This window comes from Bradyrhizobium diversitatis (assembly GCF_016031635.1).
GTDB lineage: Bacteria > Pseudomonadota > Alphaproteobacteria > Rhizobiales > Xanthobacteraceae > Bradyrhizobium > Bradyrhizobium diversitatis.
In genome coordinates, this window is the sequence record NZ_JACEGD010000021.1 from 169,418 (window position 1) to 187,733 (window position 18,316).

Consider the following 18,316-nt stretch of genomic DNA (forward strand, 5'->3'; position numbering starts at 1 on the left):
GCGACGAAGTCGCGAGCCCGGAATCCATCGCCACGACACAAGCGGAGAAATGGATTCCGGGTTCGCGCTACGCGCGCCCCGGAATGACATCACGCCTTCAACTCGACCGTCTTGAACTCCGCCGGCAGGATCACCTCCAGCAGTTCCACATCATCGGAATAATCCAGGATCATGTGCCTGATCTTCGGCGGCTGGGTCCAGGCGCTGCCTTGCTTCATCAGGGTCTCGCCCTGGCCGTCCATATAGGTCTTCACCCAGCCCTTGAGCACGTAGACCATCTGGAATTCGACGTCGTGATAGTGGAGCTTGGACACCTCGGCCGGATTGCAGGGGCCTTGCAAGCGGATCACATGTGCCTGCGCGAGGCCATGGGTCGCGTCGGCGATCCCGAGATCGCGGTAGCTGGCATAGGCGCGCAGGCCGTCGGCCTTGAAGTCTTCCTCGCGGTGATGGCTGACGGCGACACGCTGCTTCGGCCGCACGGGCTTCTTCGGAGCGACGGTGCGCGCCTTCGCCTTCACCGCCGCGCGCGCCGGGGATCGCGCCGCTGCCTTCACGCCGCTCCGCTTCTTCACCGCGGTCTTCGTTGCGGGTCTCGATGCCTTTTGCTTGGCCATTGTCTGCCTCCCTGATCCGAGCCGCGTCCGCCTGACGGGACCAACCCGAAGGCAGATTACCCAGTCTTGGGCGAGGCAGCAATTGCGGGGCCTCGGGCAATGAGCTCGACGAACCCAACCGGCCGTAGCTTGTCCCAGGCTGTCGTGGCGAGCGGCCATCGTCTCGTATTCACTCTCTCGCTGAATTAATCTCGCCGGGAGATCGGGGGGAATTGATTCATGGGCAGCAGCGTCGGTCAGCGTGCATTTCAGAATGCCCGGCTTCAGAAACGGCAGAAGGCCGAAGTGCTGCCATTGCTCGGGCGCGCACTCGAGTTGCACAAGAAGGGACTCCTGTCCGAGGCCCGGGCCGCCTATCGACAATTGCTGCAGATCGCGCCCGATCAATTCATCGCGCTGCATATGCTCGGCGTCATGGAGTCCAATGCCAGGAACTATCAGCTGGCTGAAATGCTACTGAGCCGGGCGGTTGCCGCGGATCCGCGATCTGCCGAAGCTCACATGGGCCTGGGCGTCGCGCTCAACGGGCTGAAACGCCACGATGAGGCCCGAGCAAGCTATCGAAAGGCACTCGCCTTAAAGCCCAATTACGCCCTGGCCCTGTCCAATCTCGGCAACGCAAGCGCGGCGCTTGATCTGCACCTCGAAGCGCTCGATAGCTACGATCAGGCGCTCGCATTGGACGGAAACCTTGCCGAAGCCTACAACGGCCGCGGCTCTGCGCTCTGCCGTCTGCGCAACTATGACGAGGCTCTCACAAGCCTGAACCGCGCGCTCTCGATCAAGCCCGACTATGCCGCGGCACTGGCGAACCGCGCCGTCGCATTGCGGGAGCTTCAGCGATTTGACGAGGCCATGGCGGATTGCAATCGGGCAATCGCTCTGGCACCCGACGACGTGAACGGATGGCTCTGGCGCGCCAATGTCCTGCTCCAGACCCAGCGAATTGCCGAGGCATTGTCCGATTGCGAGAGGGCTCTCGCGATCGCTCCCGATTCCGACCAAGCCCACCTTGTGTTGGGCCTTTGTTTCGCCGGGCTGGGCCGGGTCGACGAAGCCCTCGCCAGCTTCGACCGAGCTCTCGACATCCGGCCTGACCTGCAGAGCGCGATCTCCAGCAAGATATTCACGCTCGATTTCGTGGCCGACGCCAGCGTCGAACAGCATCAGCAAGCGCGGCAAGTGTGGTGGGAGCGGATCGGCGCGAAGATCGCTGCAGAGGTGGCGGCGGCCCATGACAACAGCCGCGATCCGGCTCGGCGTCTGGTGCTTGGCTATGTCTCGTCGGATTTCAACGCACATTCGGCCGCGTTCATCTTCAAGCCCGTGCTGCAACACCATGACCGCGCGCAGTTCGAGATCGTGTGCTACTCCTGCTCGTCGAAAGCGGATGCGACGACGAGCGAATTTCAGGGGATCGCCGACCGCTGGCGTGACGCCTCGCAATGGACCGACGAGCGCCTCGCCGCTCAGATTCGCGCCGATCGCGTCGATATCCTGATCGACCTGTCCGGCCACACCAGAGGAAACCGCCTCGGCGTGTTTGCGCGCAAACCGGCGCCGATCCAGGTGCACGGCTGGGGCCACGGCACCGGCACCGGGTTGCCGACGATCGATTATCTGTTCTCGGATCCGGTCGCGATTCCCGCCGCGGTTCGGCATTTGTTTGCGGAGACTGTCGTCGACCTGCCGTGCTTCGTGACGCTGGCGCCGCTGCCGGCCGGGATTGCGCGGGCGCAGGCGCCGGCTGTCTCGAACGGCTTCGTCACGTTCGGTGTCTTCAACCGCATCAGCAAGATTTCGGACGAGGCTGCGGAAGTCTGGTCCAGGATTCTCGAGCGGGTCCCTGGCTCGCGACTGCTGATCAAGGATGTTGCGCTGGACGATCAGCTGGTTCGCGACAAGCTGCTGGCGCGATTTGCGGCTTGTCGATTGCCGGCCGAACGCGTCGATCTGCTCGGAGCCACCTTGCGGAGCGAACATCTGGCATCGTTCAATCGTATCGATATCGCGCTCGACCCGTTCCCGCAGAACGGCGGCGTCAGCACATTGGAAGCGCTGCAGATGGGCGTGCCCGTGGTGGCGAAGCTCGGGAGCAGTCTGCCCAGCCGTGCCGCCGGCGCCATCCTCTCCGCGCTCGGCTTGCCGGACTGGGTCGCAGACAGCGAGGAGGCATATGTCGAGATCGCAGTCGGCCGCGCGGCGCGGATCGGCGATCTCGATCGATTGCGCCGCGAACTGCCCGCACAGATCAACGCTGCGGCCACCGGCAACCCCGTCTCATACGCGCGAGCCGTGGATGACGCCTATCGCGCGATGTGGAAACGCTATTGCAGCGGCGGGGTCTGATTGCGTGATTTCGTAGGGTGGATTAGCCGAAGGCGTAATCCACCATTTCTGCTTCGGCGGACAGACATGCGGTGGATTACGCAAGCGACAGCGCTTCGCGCCGTCGCGGGCTAATCCACCCTACGCTGCCTCAATGCAGCCGGAACACGCCATCCACGGCGCGCAGCTCGGCCGGCTTGATCAGCTTGGAATGCGCCACCGTGACCGAATGGAGGGGGCCATCGAGCTTTTCCTGCCAGAACGCCAGGAAATCCTTCAGCGCCGGAAATTTCGGAAACATGTCGTAGTTCTGCCAGACGTAGGTCTGGAGCAGCGAAGGATGATCCGGCATCCGATAGAGAATTTGCGCCGTCGTCAGTCCGTAGCCCAGCATCTGCTTCCGGAAATCCTCGGAAACGCCCCCGCTCCGCAGTCCCATGCCAAACCTCCTTTGCAGGAGCGCATTCGGGGGTGGCTTGCTCGGTGCCCCGGGAGCCACCCGGAATCGATGCGCTCACATGAGAGAAATGTGACGCAAACTGACAACCCATCTCAAGCCTAAAAGTTTAACAAGCTGTTGAAATTCAATGCGTTAGCAGCAGATACAGCTCCGTGCTAATACGGGCTTGGCGTCGGTTAACGATGGCAAAGAGATTCTGGCAGTCCGCGCTTTCGGCTGCTAATTTTTCTGCTAGAAGGCCTTGCCCCCGCAAAATTCCTGGCTTATCTCAGCCTCGCCTGTGCTAGCACTCGCGGGCAACGACTGCTAACAATCTCAAAATCCTCAACACGTGCAATTGCTTAGGAGGACTGCATGAAATTCCGTCCGCTTCACGACCGCGTCGTGGTCAAGCGCATCGACGCAGAAGAGAAGACCGCTGGCGGCATCATCATTCCCGACACTGCCAAGGAAAAGCCCTCCCAGGGCGAAATCGTCGCCGTTGGCCCGGGTGGCCGCGACGAGTCCGGCAAGCTGATCCCGATCGACCTGAAGGTCGGCGACCGCGTGCTGTTTGGCAAGTGGTCCGGCACCGAGGTCAAGATCGACGGCCAGGACCTGCTGATCATGAAGGAGAGCGACGTGATGGGCGTTCTCGAGGTCAGCGAGTCCAAGAAGAAGGCGGCCTAAGAGCCCCCTCTCCCTCCAGTCAAATCATTCCAAGGAAAAATCCAGATGGCAGCCAAAGAAGTCAAATTCTCGGTTGATGCGCGCGACAAGATGCTGCGCGGCGTTGACATTCTCGCCAACGCGGTGAAGGTCACGCTCGGCCCGAAGGGCCGCAACGTCGTGCTCGACAAGTCGTTCGGCGCTCCCCGCATCACCAAGGACGGCGTCACCGTCGCCAAGGAGATCGAGCTCGAGGACAAGTTCGAGAACATGGGCGCCCAGATGGTGCGCGAAGTCGCCTCCAAGTCCGCTGATGCGGCCGGCGACGGCACCACCACCGCCACCGTGCTGGCCCAGGCGATCGTGCGCGAAGGCGCCAAGTCGGTCGCCGCCGGCATGAACCCGATGGACCTCAAGCGCGGCATCGACCTCGCGGTCGAGGCGGTCGTTGCGGACCTCCAGAAGAACTCCAAGAAGGTCACCTCGAACGACGAGATCGCCCAGGTCGGCACCATCTCGGCCAACGGCGACCAGGAGATCGGCAAGTTCCTCTCCGACGCCATGAAGAAGGTCGGCAACGAGGGTGTCATCACCGTCGAGGAAGCCAAGTCGCTGGAGACCGAGCTCGACGTCGTCGAGGGCATGCAGTTCGACCGCGGCTACATCTCGCCCTACTTCGTCACCAACGCCGACAAGATGCGCGTTGAGATGGACGACGCCTACATCCTCATCAACGAGAAGAAGCTCTCCTCGCTGAACGAGCTGCTGCCGCTGCTCGAGGCCGTGGTGCAGACCGGCAAGCCGCTGGTCATCGTCGCCGAGGACGTCGAAGGCGAGGCCCTCGCGACCCTCGTCGTGAACCGCCTGCGTGGCGGCCTGAAGGTCGCGGCCGTCAAGGCTCCGGGCTTCGGCGATCGCCGCAAGGCCATGCTGCAGGACATCGCGATCCTGACCGGCGGCCAGGCGATCTCGGAAGATCTCGGCATCAAGCTCGAGAACGTCACCCTCAACATGCTCGGTCGCGCCAAGAAGGTGATGATCGACAAGGAGAACACCACGATCGTCAACGGGGCCGGCAAGAAGGCCGACATCGAGGCGCGCGTGGCCCAGATCAAGGCGCAGATCGAGGAGACCACCTCGGACTACGACCGTGAGAAGCTCCAGGAGCGTCTCGCCAAGCTCGCGGGCGGCGTCGCGGTGATCCGCGTCGGCGGCGCGACCGAGGTCGAGGTGAAGGAGCGCAAGGATCGCGTTGATGACGCGATGCATGCGACCCGCGCGGCCGTGGAAGAAGGCATCGTCCCGGGCGGCGGCGTCGCCCTGCTCCGTGCCTCCGAGCAGCTCAAGGGCCTGCGCACCAAGAACGACGACCAGAAGACCGGCGTCGAGATCGTGCGCAAGGCGCTGTCGGCCCCCGCCCGCCAGATCGCGATCAACGCCGGTGAAGACGGCTCGGTGATCGTCGGCAAGATCCTGGAGAACAAGGCCTACAATTACGGCTTCGACTCCCAGACCGGCGAATATGCCGACCTCGTCAAGAAGGGCATCATCGACCCGACCAAGGTGGTCCGTACCGCGATCCAGAACGCAGCCTCGGTTGCCGCGCTCCTGATCACCACGGAGGCCATGGTCGCCGAGCTGCCCAAGAAGGGCGGCGCCGGCCCCGCAATGCCCCCGGGCGGCGGCATGGGCGGCATGGACTTCTGATCCAGCCCCTCAGGCACAGTCGAGAAATGCGAAACCCCGGCAGCGATGCCGGGGTTTTTGTTTTTGGGGCAAACTCTCTCCCGTCGTCATTCCGGGGCGCGCCCTCTTGGGCGCGAGCCCGGAATCCATAACCACGAACCTCAGTTGGTTATCCCGGGATGGAGATCAGCCCGGTTTAAAGTCCTCCAATCCCGCCGCCACTTCTTGCACTTCTTCTTACGGGCGACAGGCATAGCGGGCCATTCCGTCCGCCTGTCGTTATGGATTCCGGGCTCAGCGCTTCGCGCTGCCCCGGAATGACAAGGAGTGCAGGATGAACCTCATTTGGTGATCCCGGGATAAAGATCATCCCAGTTCGGGTTCTGCTCCTCGATCAGGCGCGTCTTCCAGTCGCGCCGCCATTTCTTGAGCTCCTTCTCGCGGGCAATGGCCGTCGCGGGATCGTCATAGATTTCGAACAGGACGAGCTTGTTGACGCCGTACTTGCTCGTGAAGCCAGGGACGGCCTTTGTCTTGTGCTCGTACACACGGCGCACGAGGTCGCGGGTCACGCCGATATAGAGCGTGCCGTGCTTCTTACTCGCGAGGATGTAGACATAGTACGTCAAAACATCCGCCTGTGGTTATGGATTCCGGGCTCGCGCCCAAGAGGGCGCGCCCCGGAATGACGGAGCAAGCCTCACTCCACGTTCCCCAACCGCTCGAAGCGCGGCTCGCCATCCTCATCGAGCGACCAGATGATGCGTGTGACCCTGCCGACGAGATTGTCGATCGGCACGAAACCGAACGTCGACATCATCCGGCTGTCGGTTGAATTGTCGCGGTTGTCGCCGAGCACGAAGAGGTGGCTGGGCGGCACCGTGAAGACGCTGGTGTTGTCGAGGAAGCCATTGTCGAGGCAGTCGTAGGTCACATAGCTCACGCCGCTCGGCAGCGTCTCGCGCCAGCGCTTGACCTTCGCCCCGTCATCGCCTCCGCAGGAGGCGCCGGCTTGTGCCTCCGTCAGCGCGACGCGTGTCACCGGACGGTCGTTGAGGATGAGCCGGCCCTGCCGCATCTGGATGCGGTCGCCGGGCAGCCCGACCACGCGCTTGACGTAATCGACGGAGGTATCCCTTGGCGTTCGGAAAACGACCAGGTCGCCATACTCGGGCTCGGCGGCAAAGACGCGGCCCGAAATCCAGGACGAAGCGAAGGGGAAGGAATAGCGGCCGTAGCCATAGGCATATTTCGCCGCAAAGACGTAGTCGCCGACCATCAGCGTCGGTGCCATCGAATTCGAGGGGATGTTGAACGGCTGATACAGGAAGTATCGAAACAGGAACGGCGGCGACCACAGCACCGGGATCAGCAGGATCAGGATGAGAATCGCCTTCCATTCCCGCGATCGTGCCGAGGGACGGATCGTTTGCTCAAGAGTGGTCATGCAGCTGCCCTGTTCAAAGACATAGTCGTCGCGAGATTACGCAACCTGCGCGCGCGTGCAATCCCCGGCGAACTTGCGAATTTGGTCGCACGTCGCGCGGCCCGCGTTCAATGCGAGGCCATGAACGTCGCCAGCGGTCAGCCCTGCGACAAATCCCTGAAGCAGTGCCGCACCCACTCGATCGTCACGCGCGTCGCCGGATCGCGCTTCAGATGATTCTGGACCAGGAGCCAGACGTCGCGGCGTTTCGGCAGCAGCGTGGCGCGCAGGCTGCGGTCGGCGAGCAGCGGCCCGCAGCTGTGCTCGGGCAGCACGCCGATGGCCTGATGCGACTGGATCATGGTGCGGATGATGCGGATATTGTCGGTGATGCAGCGCACGTTGGTCAGCCGCTTCGCTCGCAAGAACTGCGCTTCCGGGATCGCGTCGAGCTCGTCGGGATAGATGCACGCGACCGGCTCGGCTCCGCTGCGGTCCGCGGGCTCGAAGAAATACAGCCTGACCTCGCCGAGCTTGGAGATGGTGAAGTCGCCCTTCTCCGGTTTGCGCAGGCGGATGGCGAGATCGGCCTGCCAGCGCGAGAACTTGACGTTGCCGCTGGAGGTGAGGAATTGCAGCGTCAGCCCCGGATGATCGCGCAGGAAGCTTGCCGCATGCGGCGCCAGCAGCTCTTCGGCGACCGCATTGGTCGAGGCGATGCGCAGCCGGCCGACCGGGCCGGATTGAGTGTCCTTGATACGGTCGATCGCCGCCACATGCGCCGCCATCGCGCCGACATGCGCGAGCACCGCCTCGCACTGGCGCGTCGGCCGCCGCACGCCATCCACCGCATCGAACAGCGGCACGCCGAGATCGCGCTGGATGCGCGCAAGCCTGCGGCCGACGGTGGTCTCGTCGATGCGCAACCGCGCGCTGGCGCCGGCATAGGTGCCCTCGTCCCTGACCGCGGCGATGATGCGCAGATCGTCCCAGTTCATGAAGCTGAGCCTAGCAGGCACGAATTTGTCCTGCAAATTTGCAGCCATATGCCGCAATATTCCTGCGCATTGGCAGGCTCCGGCTGCGCTAGTGTCGCCTCATCGACATTCCCCAGAAGGCCTCACCAGCATGACCGCTCCAAAGACGCTGCTCGAACTCGCCGGCGCCGATCTCGATCCGCCCAAGCTCAACGAGGCCTGCCTCGTGCTGATCGACATCCAGAACGAATATTGCGCCGGTCCGCTGGCCCTGCCCGATGTGCAAGCGGCGATCGCTGCGGCTGCGCGCCTGCTCGCGCGCGCACGGGAAAGCGGAGCCGCGATCTTCCATGTCGCGCACAAGGGCCGCGCCGGCGGCCTGTTCGACCGCGAGGCCGCGCGCGGCGCGATCGTCGAGCGCCTGACGCCGCTCGCCAGCGAGCCCGTGATCGAGAAGGCGCTGCCGAATGCCTTCGCCGGCACCGATCTGCACGCCCGGTTGGCGGCGACCGGACTCAAGAACATCGTGCTGGCCGGCTTCATGACCCACATGTGCGTCTCCTCGACCGCCCGCGCCGCGCTCGACCTCGGCCTGCGCACGACGATCGCGGCCGACGCCTGCGCCACCCGCGACCTGCCCGACGGCCGCGGCGGCACGCTGGACGCCCGGACGATCCATCAGGTCGCGCTGGCCGAATTGTCGGACCGCTTCGCGATCATCGCGCAAGTCGAAGCACTGACTTGATGGAGCGTGCGATGCTGCAGCTTTATTTCTTCCCGATGGCCTGCTCGCTCTCGAGCCGCATCGCGCTGATGGAGGCCGGTATCGAGGCGCAGTATCACCTCGCCCATATCTGGACCAAGCAGGTCGTGAAAGACGGCAGCGATTTCCGCGACCTGTCGCCGAAGGGTGCGGTGCCGGTCCTGGTGCTGGAGAGCGGCGAACGGCTGACCGAGAGCGCAGCAGTGCTGCAATACATCGCCGATGTGAAGCCGGAGACGCGTCTTGCGCCGCCGCCCGGCGATTTCGATCGTTATCGTCTGCAGGAATGGCTGAGCTTCATCGGCGCCGAGATCCACAAGGCGTTCCTGTTTCCGACCTTCTGGTACAAGGACGACGGCTCGCTCGCCAAGCCGCGGGCACGGATCGCGCAGACATTGTCGGTGCCGGCAGCGCATCTGGCGGACCGCGAATTCCTCGTCGGCAACGGCTTCACCGTCGCGGATGCCCATCTCACCTGGGCCTTGCTGCTGCTCCGTCCCGCAGGGATCGACATCGCGCGATGGCCGTCGTTGTCGGCCTATCTCGAGCGGATGCAGGCGCGGCCGGCCGTGCGGGACGCGATCGCGACTGAGATGTCGCTGCGCAAGGCGATGGCGGCGTGAGCGCGCCTCACTCCACCCGCGCCAGCACCGCGAGCTTGCGGATGCCCTTGTTGCGGTAGGCGTCGAGGAACGCGTAATAGTCCTTGAACGACACGCAGCCGTTGGAGTCGCCGTTCGGCCCGAGCATGAAGGTGTGCGCGAGCAGGCCGTCGCGGCCGTGGATCGCGCTCTCGCCGCCGATCGGGGTCAGGCGCAGCGCCGGCACGCCGTGGAACAGCGCCTCGCGCGGCTTCAGCGTGTAGATGTGCGGCGGCGTCACGCCGCGCATGCGGATTTTCGAGGAGCGCGGATCGTCGAGATTGGAGCCGAGGCCCGAATGCGCCTCGAGCTTGGTGCCGTCGGGCAGATACACGGTCTTGGCGGTGATGTCGTACACCGCCGTGTCGCGCTCATAGGGCGGCGCGCCGCCGAACATCGGATTCTGCTCTTTCGGCGCGATGGACGCGGTCACGCTGGCATCGGCCGAGGCGTAGGCGAGCAGCCCGCCGGACGGCTCGCGCTTGCCCCAGAGCTTTTCCACCATCGACTGGCGCGGTCCGGTGATCGACATTACCGCGGCCTTGGCGCGATCGGCGAACGACTTCGGCTGCGCCTCGGGCGCCGGCACGATCTGGGCCGGATCGGCCGAGGCCAGCTGCATCTGGGCATCCGGCGCGCGCCTGGTCTTGTCAGCGGTCTTGTCTGAGGTCTTGTCAGAGGTCTTGGCCGCCGGCTTCAGCGCGTCGGCGACCCTCGCGACCACGCTCTGCTTCGGGGCGTCCTTCGACGTCTCCTTGGCCAGCGCAACCTGGGTCGGGGGCGCTGCGCTCGCCGCATTCGACGGCACGCCTTGCGTCGCGGCCGCGGCAAAGCGCTCGTTGAACATCTCGCGCGAGATCGGAGCTGCGACCTGGAGCCGGTCGGGCAGCAGCGCGAAGGTTTCCCGGATGGCCTCGCCGGCCTCGCGCAGCACGACCTTGGGCGCGCGCCTGACCACCGGCTCGTCGTAGCCGATGCTGCCGACGGTGGGGTAGACGCTCGCGCCGAGGATGTTGCTGTAGATGATCCAGCCGGCGCCCATCAGCACGCAGCCGATCGCCGCGGTGCCCAGCCAATTGGCCGTGGTCATTTTCCGGGAAGGCTTCCGAAGAGAATTCTTGCCAGGATTTTTGGACTTCCGTGCCGCGATGCTTTGCGCAGCGATACTCGTACTCATTCGCCTTGCGTCCAGGACGGTGTCACTCGGTCCCCCTTCAAAGTGCCGCTGGTCACGATCCGGGAACAGCATCTCGCAGAGGGTCGGAGCGTCATTAAGGCGACTTTTAGTTAAATGCAGATTAAGTTCGGGCGGATATGGGGCAACTCGTTAATGCTGTCCCGTTTTGAGAAAAATCCCGCAGAATTACGGACTTAGACGCATCTGTTAACCATGTTTCTCGACCGGCTCACGTCGGTTCTTCGACGCTTGCGGCCGCACCCACGAGACATTCAACAACGTCATTTTCGTGGTCGCCAACTGGCCGTGACCGTAGCGCGGAAGCGTTGCGCGAGGCTGGTGGGCTGGGCGTCCGTCGGGCCCTGCGCCCTCACGCGGCACGGCGCCGTGACCGAAAGTTGATCACGTCGGTTCTGGTAATCGCCGCCGCGAGAAAGTAGCTCCTACCTCGGCACTTTTCAGCAGCCTCTGCGCGTCATACGGTACCGTATCGATTTGCCCTGAACTGTGCCGTGCACGCAAACGGAGGCTGGCATGAGAGGGATCGCGCGCGCCGGGTTTTTCGCCCTGGCGGGGTCGTTTCTGTTGATTGGATCTGCGACTGCGCAGCCTGGTGCCAATTTGGGCTGTAGGGCATCGCCGTCGGCTGCCGGGACGCAGACCTGGCGCTGCGACAACGGCATCACCATCGTTGCGGAAAATGGTGCCAGATTTGAACTTAAGGACGCCAACCGCGACGGACATATAGACTCGGTGGAGTTGAGCAGCAAAGCCCTGCTGGTCGAGGTGCCCCGGAAGCCGCGGGGCAATCCGTTCAAGGTACTGACGCCGCAAGCGATCGCCGCGGTGCGCGGCACGAAATGGGCGGTCGATGTCGCTGACGCCAAGACCTCCGACGCCAAGACCTCCGTGTTCGTCGCCGACGGCCGGGTCGGCGTGACCCGAAGGGCTCGTGGGCGCGGCGTCGTGCTTGGACCCGGCGAAGGCGTCGATGTCGAGGCAACCGGCCCGTTGACCGTCAAGACCTGGGGCCAGCCGCGCGTCGACGCGCTCATGGCGAGACTCGGGCAATAAGACCGGGTCAACAACACTCGCCCACGAAATTTGGACGATAGAAGATTGCAGAACGAGCGCATGCGCAACCGACGCGTTCAGATCCTGGTGGCACTCGTCCTCACCGCGCTGTGGGGCGCGGGCATCTTTGCCGCGCACGCCAACGGCCGTCTGCGTTTTCTCGACCGCCTCGAAGCCACGCTGACGGATTGGCGGACGCAAGCCCGCGGCGTGCGGCGTCCACCCGACCTCGTCACCATCGTCGCGATCGACGACACCGTGGTGAAGCGCGGCGGCAGCTATCCGCTGCCGCGCGCCGATCTCGCCCGTGTCGTCGACACCATCGTGCAGTTCAAGCCGAAGGTCATCGGGATTGATCTCCTGCTCGTCGACCGCAGCGCTGCGATCGGCGATGCCACGCTCGCCAGCACCCTCGCCACCGGTCCCATGGTGCTCGCCGCCGCGGCGATCTTCCCCTCCGCCAGCGAAACCGTGGATCCGAGCAGCGAAGGTCCCCTCGCCGCTCTGCCGCAGGCCGAGCGCTTCCTGCGGCCGTTGCCCGCGTTCGCCGAACACGCCGAGGTCGGCGTCGTCAACGTCGCGACGGGACAATCGGGCTCACCGCTATCGGTGCCGATGCTGTTCCGGACGCGCGACAAGGTCGAGCTGTCCTTCCCCTTGCGCGTCGCAGCCCGCGCGCTCGACCAGCCGCTGACGGTCGCGCCGGACCATCTCATGCTGGGCGATCGCGCGGTACCGACCGACGGCGATCTGGCGTTGCCGATCACCTATTACGGCCCGCGCCGCACGATCCGTACCGTCAGCGCACAGAGCATTTTCGACGGCACGCTCGATCGCGCGGCGATCGAGAACCGGATCGTCGTGATCGGCGCCTCGGTCGCCGGCGGCGGCGACTTCTATCCGACGCCCTTCGATTCCCTGATGCCCGGGGTCGAGGTGGTCTCGACCGCGATCACGCATCTCGTCGCCGGCGACGCCATGGTGCGCGACCGCAGGGTCCGCATTGCCGACGCGCTCACTGCGATCCTGCTGCCGATGCTGCTGGTCGGGCTGCTCGCCTGGCGGCGCAGCGCGCTGGGCATCATGACGGCGGCCGCGGTGATGATCGCCTGGGCCGGGGTCAACCTGTTCGCGTTCACGCACGGTGTCTGGCTGAACGCCGCAACCACGCTCGCCGCGGCAATGCCGCCGGTTGCGGTCTTTGCCGGCGTGCAGCTGTGGGCCGGGGGCCGCCGCACGCAATATTTTGCCGCCAAGAGCCGGTCGCTTGCGCAATTCCAGGCTCCGGCGCTGCAGGAGTGGCTGGCGCGAGATCCGAACTTCCTGTCGAAGCCGGTCCGGCAGGACGCAGCCGTGGTCTTCGTCGATCTCTCCGGCTTCACCGGACTGAGCGAGCGAATTGATCCGAACGAACTCAGGACTCTCCTGAAGGCGTTTCATGCACTGATCGACAAGGCGGCGATCGACTATGACGGCATGATCACCGGCTTTCTCGGCGACGGCGCCATGATCCTGTTCGGGCTGCCGCGCGCGATGCCCGACGACGCGGCGCGCGCGCTGAAATGCGCGATCGATCTGCATCGCAGCCTCGAACGCTGGATCGCTTCGCTGCCGCCGGCGATCGCAGGTCAGCTCGGTTTCAAGATCGGCGCGCATTGCGGCCCGATCGTCGCATCCCGGCTCGGCGAAAGCCATCAGCACATCACGGCGACAGGCGACACCGTCAATGTCGCAAGCCGTCTGATGGAGATCGCCGCCCAGAATGATGCGCAGCTCGCGCTGAGCGATACGCTGCTCGACACGGCCGATTTCAGCGGCGCTCCCGACGGCGTCCTGTCCGGGCCCCTGCTCGCCCAGGTCCGCGGCCGCTCCGGCATCGTGACGGTCTGGTTCTGGCGCGACCGGGATGGGCCGGGTCAGCCTTCGACCAGGGCCGAAATGATCGGCTGAGGCCCGCTACCGCGCTTCCGGCGGCGGCGAGCGATCCAGCAGCTCGCCCTTGGCGCCCTCGAGCAGGTCGATGCCATAGGTCTCGACCACGAGCGGCCCGCGCTTACGCTGCAATTGTGCGATCTGCGTCACCTGCGCAAAGAGAGCATCGAGGGCGGGATGGCCTCCGCGCAGCTCGTCGACATAGAGCAGCTTGCCGGCGAGCAGCCTGGGATCGGGTTCGGGCATGTTGACCCAGCGGATGCGCTGGCTCTGCTGCGCAACGCAGGTGCCGCGCGGCAGATAGAACGCGAGCCAGCCCGTGGTGCCGTAGTCCTGCGCCAGCACACAGGTCGCACCACTGCGTGCGCGCACCGTTTCGATCTCGGCGGCAAGCTCGCGCCAGCCGACGCCGACGCTGCGCACCGTGGCATCGCGGCGATATCCGGACAGCCAGCCGGTATTGGCCTGCACGATCAGAGCTGCAAACATCACGATGCCCGTTGGCGCCGCCCAGCGCAGGCAGAAATCGACCAGGCGCCGCTGGCGAGGCTTCCACTGCACGAGGTTGGCGGCGGCCGCCGCGGCGATGACGAAAGGCGGATAGACCGGCGCGAACCAGTTGGCTTCGACGCGGGCATGCAGCGAATGCCAGACGAAGTAGACGACGATGGTCCAGAACATCGTCTCGATCAGCACGCGCGAGGCCAGCGCGCCGGCGCGCCGCCAGGTCAGCGCGTGCAGCCCCATCGCGCCGAGGATGAAGACCAGCGGCGTCGCGAACGCGATCTGGGTCGGGATCAGCTCGGCAATGAAGACGGGGCGGAAGTCCTCGATCCTGGCGCGGCCGAGCTGCTTTGCGAACGAGACCCATTGATGGTCCGCATTCCACAGGATCACCGGCGAGAACAGCGCCAAGGCAACAAGGCCGCCGAGATAGGGCCAGGGCGAGAGAAACCAGCGCCTCAGCTTCGGCACGGAAGCGAGCCAGATCAGGATCGCCGGCCCAAAGAACATCGCGGTATATTTCGACAGCAGTGCCGCGCCGACCGCCGCGCCGACCGCGAGCCACCAGGCGCCCCGGCCGGTCTCCAGCACCTTGGCGAGGAAGAACAGCACGAAGCTGGAGGCGACCAGCAGCGGCGCATCGGGCGTGACGATCAGCGTGCCGACGGAAGCCAGCAGCGTCACGTTGAGCAGGATGGCGCTGGTCGCGGCCACGCGCACCCCGCCGAACAGCATCGCGGCAGAGCGATAGACCGCATAGCTCATCGGCAGCGCCAGCAGGATCGAGACGAGGCGGACGCCGAACTCGGTATCGCCGGCAATCATGGTGCCGGCGCGGATCACATAGGCGACCATCGGCGGATGGTCGTAGTAACCGCCCGCCAGATTCTTCGACCACATCCAGTAATAGGCTTCGTCGAACGTGATCGGCGTGAATGCGGCCGCAACGAGCCGCAATCCGACCAGCGCGAGAATCAGCAGCGCGGTGTTGCGGACGATCCGCGCGTCGGCCCCGCTCATGGCGTGCTATTTCTTGCGCCAGACGAACAGTCCGGACATCGCGTAGTTCCACACCACGCCCATCAGCGCGCCGGCCATGCCGGCCAGCCACCAGATCGGCTCCTGATCGTACACCGAGAAGGCAACGCCGACATTGGCGAGCAGGCCGACGCTGCATACGATGTAGAAGGCGATGAGGCCGCGCAGCAGCGCAAAGCCCTTCAGCCGCTGGTCGCGATAGGTGAGGAAGTTGTTGAGGATGAAATTGCTGGTCATGGCGACGATGGCGCCGGCGGCCTGCGCCTCCGCGAACGGCGCGTTGAACAGCTGAAGCGCGATGAACAACGTGGTCAAGTGCACCACGAGGCCGATGCCGCCGACCATGGCGAACAGGATGAAGCGCAGCGAGACGATGTCGTTGGTCAGCTTGGCCAGCACGAGACCCAGGAAGTCGAGTGCGACCATGGAATCGAGCTTGCTCTCGCCGTGCTGGCGGGCGCCGAAAGTGTAGGGGATCTCGACGGCGCGCAAGCTGCCGTGCGCGCTCGCGACGACGTCGAGCAGGATCTTGAAGCCGTGCACGGACAGCTTCGGCGCGAGCTGTTCGAACCGGTCGCGGCGGATCATGAAGAAGCCGCTCATGGGATCGGCGATTTCGACCCGCAGCATCTTCCTGGCAACCTCGGTCGCGAGCGCACTGGCTCCGGCGCGCTGCTTGTCGAAGCCTTCGCTCTTGTAGCCCTCGATGTAGCGGCTGCCGACGACGAGGTCGGCCTGATCGCTGGCGAGGAGCAGCAGCATCTTCGGCAGCTGCGTCTCGTCGTGCTGGAGGTCGGCATCGATCACGGCCACATAGGGAGCGCTCGAGGCGAGGATGCCCTCGATGCAGGCGCCCGACAGGCCGCGACGGCCGATGCGGCGGACACAGCGCACGCGGCTGTCGCGCTGCGCCAGCGCGCGCACGACGTCCCAGGTGCCGTCGGGCGAGTTGTCGTCGACGAACACGACTTCCCACGCGATATTGGCGAGCGTCGCCTCCAACCGCCGGTACAGCACCGTGACGTTGTCGCGCTCGTTGAAGGTCGGGACGATGACCGACAGTTCCGGCCCCTCTTGAGCCTGCGGCGGGATGTCGGCGCCGGGTCTGATCGCTTCGTTCATGACGGCAGCGTATATCCGCCGCGTCCTGCGCTGCCAAGCCGGGGTCTCTGGGGAACGGCCGAAAAGGGGCCCTAAAATGCCAACGACCCCGGAACGGCGGACCGCGCGTACATCCGGCGCAGGCCTGAGCTATTCCAAGGTCGTCCCAGCGACGGAGCTCTTCGCTCAACGTCGCCGTTACAAGCTAGATGGGGACGGCAGAAGCGCTTCGCAAGGGGCAGAAAGCTCGTTTTCCTGCTCTATTGGTTGGGCACTTCCCGAATTATCGGCCCACGCGGGGCAGGTGCGGCTGGGGCCGACGGCGCCGCCGCCGGGGCCGGTTCGACTTTCGTCGGCCTGGGCGGCTTGCCGTACTGGCCGATCGGCCCGAACATGACGGCAGCCGCAAGCACGATCGCCCCCACGATCGCCCCCAGAATGCCCCCCACCGACTCAGACGACATGCAAGTCCCATCCCTGCTCCAGATGCGGCGAGTGATACCATGGATGAGCGCGCGGCGCCAAAGGCGAATGGCGCGTGGCGAATACCTCGAACCGGGCTCCTGCCCTACTCGCTATTCGCCACTCGCTACTCCCCCTGGCCCCTACTTCGCCGGCGGCCGGTGCTTGACGAAGGCCATCACGATGTCTTTCTGCGCCGCCTCCACCGCCCTGTTCGCGGTGGCGAGATGGGCGCCGGCATCGATGTTCGGATACTGCGTGGTGAGATAGTCGAGCAGCGCGACCCGGTAATATTGCCGCTCCGATGGACAGGCGCCCGCAACCGAGCGGCCGAAATCCTGCTCCGACAGGCCTTGATTGGAGTCGCGCGAATATTCCCGCGCCAGGCAATGCCAGTAATCGTCGCGGCCCTGCTGGGCGAGCTTCTGTGCGCTTCTCGCGTCGTCATCATCGGCCAATGCGGGCCATGTCATGGCAGCAGATGTCATCATAAAGAGCGCCGCTCCCACCGACAGCATCCGCATCTTGTTCTCCTTTTTTCGCGGGTCCGGGCGCAAGCTTAGACGGGGCGGGCCAACTGGCCAATCACAACTGGTTTGACTAGGATGGGGTCCCTCCCCGTCGATGCGAGAAATTCCGTGGCCAAAGCAAAAACCGCGTCAAGAAAATCCGGCAACATCTTCATCGGCATCGGCGGCTGGACCTTCGAGCCCTGGCGCGGCGTGTTCTATCCGGAGAAGCTGGCGCAGGCGAAGGAGCTGTCGTATGCCGCCTCGAAGCTCACCTCGATCGAAATCAACGGCACCTATTACGGCTCGCAGAAGCCGGAGAGGTTTCGCAAATGGGCGAGCGAAGTTCCCGATGGCTTCGTGTTCTCGGTGAAGGGACCGCGCTTCGCCACCAACCGCCGCGTGCTCGCCGAGGCCGGCGATTCCATCAAGCGGTTCTATGATTCCGGCGTGCTGGAACTTGGCGACCATCTCGGGCCGGTGCTGTGGCAGTTCGCACCGACCAAGAAGTTCGACGGCGCCGATTTTGGAAAATTCCTCGAGCTGTTGCCGCGCAAGCTCGAAGGGCGCGCGCTGCGCCATGTCGTGGAAGTGCGCCATGACAGCTTCTGCACGCCGGACTTCGTCGCGCTGATCCGCGAGTTCGAGACGCCCGTCGTGTTCGCCGAGCACGGCAAATATCCTGCTATCGCCGATGTCGCCGGCGATTTCGTCTATGCAAGGCTGCAGAAGGGCAATGACGAGATCAAGACCTGCTATCCGCCGAAGCAGCTCGACGCCTGGGCCAAGCGCTTGCAGGATTGGGCTTCGGGCGGTGAACCCGACGACCTGCCGAAGGTTGACAAGGCCAAGCCGAACAAGGAGCCGCGGGACGTGTTCGCCTATGTCATCCACGAGGGCAAGGTGCGCGCGCCGGCCGGCGCCATGGAACTGATCGCGCGGGTGATGTGAGCGGGCTATGGCCAATTGGGAG

18 protein-coding genes are annotated in these 18,316 nt (G+C 64.8%); 8 read left to right on the forward strand and 10 right to left on the reverse strand.

Annotated elements, in window-relative coordinates; genetic code table 11:
* Positions 1-89: 89 nt before the first annotated feature.
* Complete coding sequence (locus tag H1B27_RS23735; protein ID WP_197967693.1) at positions 90-617, reverse strand: cupin domain-containing protein; 528 nt, start codon at positions 615-617, stop codon at positions 90-92.
* Between the two features lie 219 nt (positions 618-836).
* Between H1B27_RS23735 and H1B27_RS23740 the strand changes: the two genes are divergently transcribed.
* Positions 837-2,966 carry an O-linked N-acetylglucosamine transferase, SPINDLY family protein gene (locus tag H1B27_RS23740; protein ID WP_197967694.1) on the forward strand — a complete coding sequence of 710 codons (2,130 nt, stop codon included), beginning with the start codon at positions 837-839 and terminating at the stop codon, positions 2,964-2,966.
* 130 nt (positions 2,967-3,096) lie between these two features.
* Here the strand turns inward: H1B27_RS23740 and H1B27_RS23745 are convergent, their stop codons facing one another.
* On the reverse strand, positions 3,097-3,384 hold the full coding sequence (locus tag H1B27_RS23745; RefSeq protein ID WP_028177340.1) for an usg protein: 288 nt from the start codon (positions 3,382-3,384) through the stop codon (positions 3,097-3,099).
* 375 nt (positions 3,385-3,759) lie between these two features.
* Between H1B27_RS23745 and H1B27_RS23750 the strand changes: the two genes are divergently transcribed.
* Both H1B27_RS23750 and groL read left to right on the forward strand, forming a co-directional pair.
* Positions 3,760-4,074: a co-chaperone GroES gene (locus H1B27_RS23750; RefSeq protein WP_028137285.1), complete on the forward strand. Its 315-nt coding sequence runs from the start codon at positions 3,760-3,762 to the stop codon at positions 4,072-4,074.
* A gap of 45 nt (positions 4,075-4,119) precedes the next feature.
* Entirely contained in the window at positions 4,120-5,760 is a 1,641-nt protein-coding gene (groL, locus tag H1B27_RS23755) for a chaperonin GroEL (RefSeq protein ID WP_035696468.1), read from the forward strand.
* Positions 5,761-6,080: 320 nt separating this feature from the next.
* Here the strand turns inward: groL and H1B27_RS23760 are convergent, their stop codons facing one another.
* The 3 genes from H1B27_RS23760 to H1B27_RS23770 all read right to left on the reverse strand — a co-directional run bounded on the left by H1B27_RS23760 (position 6,081) and on the right by H1B27_RS23770 (position 8,163).
* Positions 6,081-6,368, reverse strand: coding sequence for a GIY-YIG nuclease family protein (locus tag H1B27_RS23760; protein WP_061882887.1), 288 nt, complete (start codon positions 6,366-6,368; stop codon positions 6,081-6,083).
* A 71-nt stretch (positions 6,369-6,439) separates the two neighbouring features.
* Entirely contained in the window at positions 6,440-7,186 is a 747-nt protein-coding gene (lepB, locus tag H1B27_RS23765; RefSeq protein ID WP_197967695.1) for a signal peptidase I, read from the reverse strand.
* Positions 7,187-7,323: 137 nt separating this feature from the next.
* Complete coding sequence (locus H1B27_RS23770) at positions 7,324-8,163, reverse strand: LysR family transcriptional regulator (RefSeq protein WP_061883053.1); 840 nt, start codon at positions 8,161-8,163, stop codon at positions 7,324-7,326.
* 130 nt (positions 8,164-8,293) lie between these two features.
* Between H1B27_RS23770 and H1B27_RS23775 the strand changes: the two genes are divergently transcribed.
* Positions 8,294-8,887 carry a cysteine hydrolase family protein gene (locus H1B27_RS23775; protein ID WP_197967696.1) on the forward strand — a complete coding sequence of 198 codons (594 nt, stop codon included), beginning with the start codon at positions 8,294-8,296 and terminating at the stop codon, positions 8,885-8,887.
* An 11-nt stretch (positions 8,888-8,898) separates the two neighbouring features.
* Positions 8,899-9,528, forward strand: a complete 630-nt coding sequence (locus H1B27_RS23780) for a glutathione binding-like protein (protein ID WP_061883054.1) — start codon at positions 8,899-8,901, stop codon at positions 9,526-9,528.
* 7 nt (positions 9,529-9,535) lie between these two features.
* On the opposite strand, the gene H1B27_RS23785 is transcribed toward H1B27_RS23780, so the two are convergent.
* On the reverse strand, positions 9,536-10,636 hold the full coding sequence (locus tag H1B27_RS23785; RefSeq protein ID WP_197967697.1) for a DUF2778 domain-containing protein: 1,101 nt from the start codon (positions 10,634-10,636) through the stop codon (positions 9,536-9,538).
* A 621-nt stretch (positions 10,637-11,257) separates the two neighbouring features.
* On the opposite strand from H1B27_RS23785, the gene H1B27_RS23790 reads away from it, so the two are divergent.
* The gene (locus H1B27_RS23790; RefSeq protein WP_197967698.1) at positions 11,258-11,797 is read left to right on the forward strand and encodes a FecR domain-containing protein; all 540 of its coding nucleotides are present in this window, start codon (positions 11,258-11,260) and stop codon (positions 11,795-11,797) included.
* Between the two features lie 60 nt (positions 11,798-11,857).
* Entirely contained in the window at positions 11,858-13,747 is a 1,890-nt protein-coding gene (locus H1B27_RS23795) for a CHASE2 domain-containing protein (RefSeq protein ID WP_061882892.1), read from the forward strand.
* Between the two features lie 6 nt (positions 13,748-13,753).
* Here the strand turns inward: H1B27_RS23795 and H1B27_RS23800 are convergent, their stop codons facing one another.
* From H1B27_RS23800 to H1B27_RS23810, 4 genes are all read right to left on the reverse strand, one after another.
* A complete protein-coding gene (locus H1B27_RS23800) occupies positions 13,754-15,253 on the reverse strand; it encodes a glycosyltransferase family 39 protein (RefSeq protein ID WP_197967699.1) in 1,500 nt (499 codons plus the stop codon).
* A 6-nt stretch (positions 15,254-15,259) separates the two neighbouring features.
* Positions 15,260-16,393 (reverse strand): glycosyltransferase family 2 protein, encoded by a 1,134-nt coding sequence (locus H1B27_RS23805; RefSeq protein ID WP_061882894.1) that lies wholly within the window; start codon positions 16,391-16,393, stop codon positions 15,260-15,262.
* A gap of 239 nt (positions 16,394-16,632) precedes the next feature.
* Positions 16,633-16,836 carry a hypothetical protein gene (locus H1B27_RS40300; protein WP_061882895.1) on the reverse strand — a complete coding sequence of 68 codons (204 nt, stop codon included), beginning with the start codon at positions 16,834-16,836 and terminating at the stop codon, positions 16,633-16,635.
* Between the two features lie 141 nt (positions 16,837-16,977).
* Positions 16,978-17,358 (reverse strand): hypothetical protein, encoded by a 381-nt coding sequence (locus H1B27_RS23810; protein WP_061883055.1) that lies wholly within the window; start codon positions 17,356-17,358, stop codon positions 16,978-16,980.
* A 114-nt stretch (positions 17,359-17,472) separates the two neighbouring features.
* Between H1B27_RS23810 and H1B27_RS23815 the strand changes: the two genes are divergently transcribed.
* Positions 17,473-18,294, forward strand: a complete 822-nt coding sequence (locus H1B27_RS23815) for a DUF72 domain-containing protein (protein WP_197967700.1) — start codon at positions 17,473-17,475, stop codon at positions 18,292-18,294.
* Positions 18,295-18,316 lie beyond the last annotated feature (22 nt).